The 233-nt window shown below is 43.8% G+C and carries 1 protein-coding gene; it reads left to right on the forward strand.

Features of this window, described 5'->3' with window-relative positions; translation table 11 throughout:
• A partial coding sequence (locus DW937_RS15320) for a transposase (RefSeq protein WP_243111509.1) occupies positions 1-233 on the forward strand: 233 nt, incomplete at both ends.

Consider the following 233-nt stretch of genomic DNA (forward strand, 5'->3'; position numbering starts at 1 on the left):
CTTCTCTACAAAAAAGAATCCTTATGGACCGAATCACAGCGCGTGCGTGCCGGTATTCTCTTCAGAGAGTATCCTGATATAAAGAAAGCATACTATCTTTCCATGAGACTGGGATTGATTTACCATCAGTGCAGACATAAGGACGTGGCATTGACAAGACTTGCAAGGTGGTATGATGAAGTAGACAAATCAGGCTTCCTTGCCTTTGGAAGAGTGGCAAGATCCATACAGAC

It is taken from the genome of Faecalibacterium sp. AM43-5AT (genome assembly GCF_003603345.1).
Lineage (GTDB): Bacteria > Bacillota > Clostridia > Oscillospirales > Ruminococcaceae > Faecalibacterium > Faecalibacterium taiwanense.